Origin of the sequence: Borreliella garinii (genome assembly GCF_001922545.1) — a bacterium.
GTDB lineage: Bacteria > Spirochaetota > Spirochaetia > Borreliales > Borreliaceae > Borreliella > Borreliella garinii.
Window position 1 is genome coordinate 20,749 of record NZ_CP018748.1, and the last position, 6,366, is coordinate 27,114.

The 6,366-nt window shown below is 26.8% G+C and carries 7 protein-coding genes; 6 read left to right on the plus strand and 1 reads right to left on the minus strand.

Annotated features, from left to right (window positions below; translation table 11 throughout):
- Positions 1–26: 26 nt before the first annotated feature.
- From BLA33_RS05130 to BLA33_RS05145, 4 genes are all read left to right on the plus strand, one after another.
- Positions 27–605, plus strand: a complete 579-nt coding sequence (locus tag BLA33_RS05130; RefSeq protein WP_029346974.1) for a chromosome replication/partitioning protein — start codon at positions 27–29, stop codon at positions 603–605.
- A gap of 12 nt (positions 606–617) precedes the next feature.
- Entirely contained in the window at positions 618–1,250 is a 633-nt protein-coding gene (gene bdr / locus BLA33_RS05135) for a Bdr family repetitive protein (RefSeq protein ID WP_029346975.1), read from the plus strand.
- 677 nt (positions 1,251–1,927) lie between these two features.
- The gene (locus BLA33_RS05140; protein ID WP_075226664.1) at positions 1,928–3,259 is read left to right on the plus strand and encodes a DUF244 domain-containing protein; all 1,332 of its coding nucleotides are present in this window, start codon (positions 1,928–1,930) and stop codon (positions 3,257–3,259) included.
- Between the two features lie 57 nt (positions 3,260–3,316).
- Positions 3,317–3,742, plus strand: coding sequence for a DUF261 domain-containing protein (locus BLA33_RS05145; RefSeq protein WP_075226665.1), 426 nt, complete (start codon positions 3,317–3,319; stop codon positions 3,740–3,742).
- A gap of 5 nt (positions 3,743–3,747) precedes the next feature.
- Here BLA33_RS05145 and BLA33_RS05150 read toward each other — a convergent pair whose 3' ends face one another.
- A complete protein-coding gene (locus BLA33_RS05150; RefSeq protein WP_075226666.1) occupies positions 3,748–4,524 on the minus strand; it encodes a tyrosine-type recombinase/integrase in 777 nt (258 codons plus the stop codon).
- A gap of 435 nt (positions 4,525–4,959) precedes the next feature.
- Between BLA33_RS05150 and BLA33_RS05155 the strand changes: the two genes are divergently transcribed.
- Complete coding sequence (locus tag BLA33_RS05155; protein WP_075226667.1) at positions 4,960–5,655, plus strand: BAR domain-containing protein; 696 nt, start codon at positions 4,960–4,962, stop codon at positions 5,653–5,655.
- Positions 5,656–6,161: 506 nt separating this feature from the next.
- A partial coding sequence (locus tag BLA33_RS05165; protein ID WP_157651911.1) for a DUF603 domain-containing protein occupies positions 6,162–6,366 on the plus strand: 205 nt, incomplete at its 3' end.

Genomic DNA, 6,366 nt, shown 5'->3' on the forward strand with positions numbered 1-6,366 from the left:
TGAACTAATAGCTAAGGAGGATTGTTATGAAAAATAATACAAAATTAATAATCAATAAAAGAGATATTGATTCTGAAGGAAATGCATTGCTTGTAGATTCTTCTAATGGTAGTGAAAATGATGTTGAAATAGATCGTTATAATATTTTGAAAAAGAAATTATATGTAAACCTTAGAGAAGGAGTTTCTAATAGAATAGCATGTATGAAAATCTTAAAAGAAATTAAAGATAATGAATATTATAAGATTGATGGGTACAAAAGTTTCGATGCTTTTATAAAGGATTATGATGTTGCAAAAACTCAAGCATATAACTATTTGAAAATTGCTAATGCAATAGAATCAGGGGTTATTGAGGAGCAATATGTATTAGATAATGGATTTAGATCAATATTGAGTGTATTGAAAGACAAGGAAAGTCCAGCCTTGAAAAAATCTAAGCAAAACCCAATAAAACCCTTAAGATTCCAGCTTAAAAAGCAAGAAAGTTACGAGTTTTATAAGAGCAATGCTAAATTTACAGGATTTTTATTAGATAAATTATTTAGTGATGAAAAAGAAATGATTAAAAAAATTATGAAAGAATATAAACAACTAAAAGGATAATACGGAGATTTTATGAACAATTTAGCGTACAGAACATATAATATAGAAAATATAAAAAATGAATTTTTAAACATAGGGTTTAGTGAGGAGGCAATAGATTTTGTTTTTCTTCACAATGATAATTACAACTTTGAATTTTTAAAAGAAAAATTGATTGATATAGAGAAGAATTTACGGAAAGATATATCTAATTTAGATGTTAAGATAGATAATGTAGAGAAGAATTTAAATACCAAAATAGACAGCGCAGAAAAGAGTTTAAATGCCAAGATTGATAGTTTAGATACTAAGATAGACAACGTAGAAAAGAGTTTAAATGCTAAGATTGATAGCTTAGATACTAAGATAGACAACGTAGAAAAGAGTTTAAATATCAAGATTGATAGTTTAGATACTAAGATAGACAACGTAGAAAAGAATTTAAATACTAAGATAGATGGTGTAAGTGCTAAGATAGATAGTGTAGAAAAAAATTTACAAAAGGACATATCTATTTTAAATACTAAGATAGATAATGAAGTAAATAATTTGCGTAAAGATCTTAATATGGGGAACAGACTAGTACATTTTATGATACTTGCAGCGGCAATTTTTGGGCCAATTTTAAATGCTTTATTTATGAAATATTTACAATTCATTAAATAATGAAATAATTCATAATTTGATTTTTAAGTAACATTATTATAATGCTGATGAATATACTTAAAAAGTAGCAGTTTATTTTTGATCTCTTCTAAATTAGAACTTATTCAAACTTTTTAACAAAAGAATTTAAATAAGTTTTTTTATTGTAAAAAGACAAATTGATTTTAATTCTAAATAAAACTATATTTAATTTGTTGAATTTATTTTTATTAAAATAAATTCAGCTAAGTATCCCACTATACTTTATTAAGTTCTTTAATAAGAGAATTTAATAAAGTCTTTATTTTTTGTAAAAATTCTTGTAAAAAGTTGACAAAAATGGTTTTTGTAATATAGTAAATATTAAATGATATGTTCGTCGTATCGCACATATAAAATAAAGGCCACATTTTGGTGGGACTTGGATAGTTCTTTAAGTAAAGAACTTAGGTAAGTCCCGCTTTTTTGCAAAAATTCTTATAAAGAAATTGACAAAAATGGTTTTTGTTATACTATATAATATAGCTATAAAGGATTGCTATTATTTAAAATAAACTCAATTTAGTGGGGGTTTAGCTTAATTCTTTAAGTAGAGAATTTGGCTAAGCCCCCATTTTTTGCAAAAATTTTTGTAAAAAAGTTGGCAAAAATAGTTTTTGCTATATAATTATTATTAACATTAAAGGAGGTTGACGATTATGTCACACATAGAAAAAAATCAAGAAAATATTCAAAATGGAGTGTCCAACATGATACATGCTGAGCAACAAAGTTTTATTGGATGTGAAGTATTTGAGGAAAAAGTTCTTCCCATTAAAGAAAAAAGCAAATTAAGCAAGATAGGCAAAAAATTACCAGGAATAAGTAGTCAAGAGTGTTTTAGATTTAATCGTAATATTGATTTTAGTTTGCAAAGAAGCAAGCTTGATAAATATGGAGCTAGTGAAGTGGGGACTGTTGTAATTGGTGGCGCTGGTCTTAAAGACGTAATGATAAATAGTGTGCTTAAATATTTTGGCATGAGTTTGCCTTTTAAAGAGAATTTATACATGTTAAAAGGTAAAGAGTTGGAAAATTTAGGATTTAGAGAATTTGTTAAGGCGTATGGTGATAATATTGCTGTTTTGTATAAAAATAAATATGCTAACGGTGTTGATAAATATAATTATTTCAAAAAAATGGATAATTTTGAACCTTTAGTAGGCTCAACAATTGATGGATGGTTTATGAATATTTATGGTGATATAGAGCTCTTAGAGATTAAGAGTAGTGACTCTCATTATATGAGCAGTGCTATTGAAGAGTACAATAAAAATGGCAATTTCTTAAGTAGTAAGTATTTTTTCAAATACTATGTGCAGGCACAAATGCAACTAGCATGTACTGGACTTGAGTATTGTAATTTGTTCTTTTTAATAGACGCTGCACCAGTTAATTGTAAGATAAAGAGAAATGATTCTTTAATATCAAAAGTGCTTAATTTTGTTCTTAAATGTGAAAGGGAAGTTTTCAATATAAGAGCCGAAATTGTTAAAAACAATCAGGTTAAGTTATTAATATCCAATAATATTGATAATGATACGTTTAATAAGCTTGTTGAAGAGATTGAAGAGTTGGTAGTAAAGAGTGATTTTTATCAATCTGGAGTTGAGTTTGATTGGATAAATGAATTTGTAGAGTATGTTGATTGTGTAAATCTTGAGATTAAAACCGAACAGTCTGCTATAAATCTTGAGGGGGATCTTGTTGAGATTAATAACTTAAAAGTAGAACTAAATAAAATTCAAAATGAAAACAAAAAAAGAGAAAAACCTATAAAAGATCTGCTTAAAATTAAAATTGATAAAGTTATGGATAAATATCCACTAATTAATCATGTGAATTATAAATTCAAACAATTTATGTTCAATTATGATCCTAAAAAAAGAGCAATAGCAGATAGATTTAAAGAGCTTATACCAATAAATAATAAAGTCTTTGTGCCTAGCAATATGCGTAATATAGCATATGAAAATAGTGTCCCCTTTTAAATGGGACACTAAAAATAAAAAAATTAAAAAAAATATTTAACATAGGAGGTTTTAAAAATACTTATCAGCAAAATAAAACAAAATAATAGGAGTTTACTAGGAGAAATACAGAGATGGGGGTGCTATTTTTTATGCTTGCATTATTATACAAGTATGTTTAAGGATATTGAATTTAATGCTTTTGGCATAAATGTGGCTTATCGCAGATTTTTAGGACTTGGGTACATTAAAAGCAACTGTTTTATTAAAAATCCTTGTATGATACTAAATTACTATGGGATTAGAACTAGTGTGCGATATGAATCTTTTGGTTACTTTGCAGCTGCAAATGAATTTGAAATAAGTGAAGTTAAAATCACGGGGGTTAATGGAACACATTTTATTGCTACAAAAGAGCAAGAAATATTATATGATTCACTTGATTTAAGGCTTAATGGAAAAATATTTAAAGTAACTTCAAAGCGAATATTTAAACTTAAGTAGCCATACTACAGTTTTAAGCTATTTTTAGCGTATTTATAAGCTTGAATTTTGTTTGCAGAAGAGAGTCCGTAGATATTATCAATTTCATGGGTTGAAGAGTATTTCATAAGTTCTTTAATTTGGAAAGAATTATAACCATTGGCTTTTAAATTTGAAATAAATAAATTTCTGCATAAATGAAGCGATTTATTTACTTTAAATCCTGATCTTTTAAGAAGATTTTTAAATTTTCTAGAAATGTTGATAATGCTAATTTGATTATCTTTAAATTTGTGTTTGGTTTTTTGGAAAAGATAAGTACGCCTAGTATCAAGATTTTTATCTTCAAAATGATTTTTGTGTGCTGTTTGAATAGCGTTGTACTCTTTAGAGCTGATGACAATTTCTCTAATACAAGCGACACTTCTTTTTTTTGCCACATTTACTTTGATATTGTAAAGAATTTCACCAGTTTCGCTTCTTAGAGTAGTAATATCTTCCATTTTTACTTTTTGCATTTCAGTACCCCTACACCCACTTATTGAGAGTAAATGTACAAACCAGCCGGATATTGGATCAATTTGTTTTAATTGTTTTATACATTTTTCAATTAGTTTGCTAGTTTTTGGAGTTATATAAAACTTAGGGCTAGGTTTTAGATTTTCTTTTTTTGTTTTAGTTGAATTTTTTAGAGTATTTTTAAGAATTTTATTTTCATCTATAACTTTTAGATAATCTTTAAATATTTTGAGGAAAAAATCTGTATCACCTTTATTTAAATTAAGATAATTATTAATGTCCATAAAATCCTCTCCTTATAAGTGTTACTTTTAAATTAAGTAAAAGTAATAAAAATATATAAAAATTGCAATTTCTATTTTACCAAAAACTTAAAATTTTAGTCAAATTATAGTGCTTCTCATTGCATGCGGAATTTGGGATGTAGAGTGGCTGTAAAGAGTAGAAGTGGCAATTTCTAAGGGGGTCGGATAAGAAAGATAATATACTTTAACTGATATATAGCAAATACTCTGAAATTTAATTTGTATGGGTTTTGTAATCTTTTGCAATGAGCTTGACATTTGCAATGGAGAGATTTTTGAGAGTTGATTAAAATTACATTCGAGTTTTGTTACTATGTAATCCCAAATGTAACAAAATTAATTATTTAAATCTGTAAAAAATTGTATTTATTTGGTATTGCATTATCCTTGAAACCTACGGAGTAGGAGTAATTTATGAATAAAAAAATAAGAATGTTTATTATTTGTTCTGTTTTTGCATTGATAATTTCTTGCAAGAATTATGCAAGCAATAAAGGCTTAAAAAGTTTAGAACAATCTTCAGAGAGTTCAGATTCTAAACTTTCTAAATCAGAACAAGAGTTGAAAAAGCAGGTTAAAGGATTTTTAGATATTTTAGAAACAAAAGATTTGTCTAATTTAGATGAACAAGATACAAAAGAAATTGAAAAAACAATTAAGGATTTAAAGAATACAATAGATAAATCCAATTCTAAAAAAACTCTTATTGGGACATACCTTGAATATGAAAAAACAGTAAAAGAAATAAGAGCAAGATTAAAAGATAAGAAAGAACTTGAAGGTAGCTTAAAGGAACTTGAAGATAGCTTAAAAAAGAAAAAAGAAGAGAGAAAAAAAGCTTTACAAGAGGCTAAGAAAAAATTTGAAGAGTATAAAAGGCAAGTTGGTTATGTTAGCGGGGTAACTCATGGTGAGCAAGTCAGAGGACAAGGCACTATTGGGCAACAAGCTTTCAAGTGTGCTAAAGAATTCGGTTTAACTGTAAGTTCTTCTAATAGTGCTGATACTGGTTATATGTCTAGTGGAATAGTAGATGGGGCGATTAAGCAGATTAATGAAGAGCTTAAAATTATTGGAGAAGGGACTCAAATTTCAGAAGAGAAAAAGTAAAAAAAAAGGTTTTTAAAAGCATAAAAGAAACAAACAAAACTAATAACTAGTCTTGTTTGTTTCTTTTTATTGACGTGCTAAATAAAAAGAATAGAATAGATATAAATATAAATGTAAAACCCGCTTTAAAGCTAAACAGATAAAGTACAAAAATCCCCAAAACCCCAAAAAATAAACATAATGATAATGCTAATATTTTATCAGAATTTTGATTGTGATTTTTAGTGTTGCAATCAAAACAAATTTCAGATTCATTTTTAATGATTTTTTTGCAAAAACGGCAATTTTTTCTATTTAAATCTTTTGACATAATGTTGCACCTCTTTAAAAAATATAATTTTTTTATCTAAAAGTATTTTTATATGTTTTGCGCTTACAAACATTATAAATATAGATCAGCGGCTGATCGGCACAAAGAAGTTAATAGCTTTGGTTCATAATTTGTTAACTTGCTGTATTATTCAAAGTAATAATTTATTAATTTTTGTTACTTTGGGATAATTCTTTTGAAAAAAGTTAAAAGATCTTTTAATGATTATGTTGCATATTTTAGAGAAGGATCATTAAGTAATAATGAAATAGCAACTAGACTCGGAGTTTCTAGAGTAAATGTGTGGAGAATGAGACAAAAATGGGAAAGTGGGGAGATTTCTGTTAATGAGGACTCTAGAGTAACAATTAGTGAGGATACTTTTGAACACCTTGTAGCAC

Coding starts and splice junctions, on each gene's coding strand:
- BLA33_RS05130 (WP_029346974.1), top strand. CDS start 27: ATGAAAAATAATACAAAATTAATAATCAATAAAAGAGATATTGATTCT.
- bdr (WP_029346975.1), top strand. CDS start 618: ATGAACAATTTAGCGTACAGAACATATAATATAGAAAATATAAAAAAT.
- BLA33_RS05140 (WP_075226664.1), top strand. CDS start 1,928: ATGTCACACATAGAAAAAAATCAAGAAAATATTCAAAATGGAGTGTCC.
- BLA33_RS05150 (WP_075226666.1), bottom strand. CDS start 4,524: ATGGACATTAATAATTATCTTAATTTAAATAAAGGTGATACAGATTTT.
- BLA33_RS05155 (WP_075226667.1), top strand. CDS start 4,960: ATGAATAAAAAAATAAGAATGTTTATTATTTGTTCTGTTTTTGCATTG.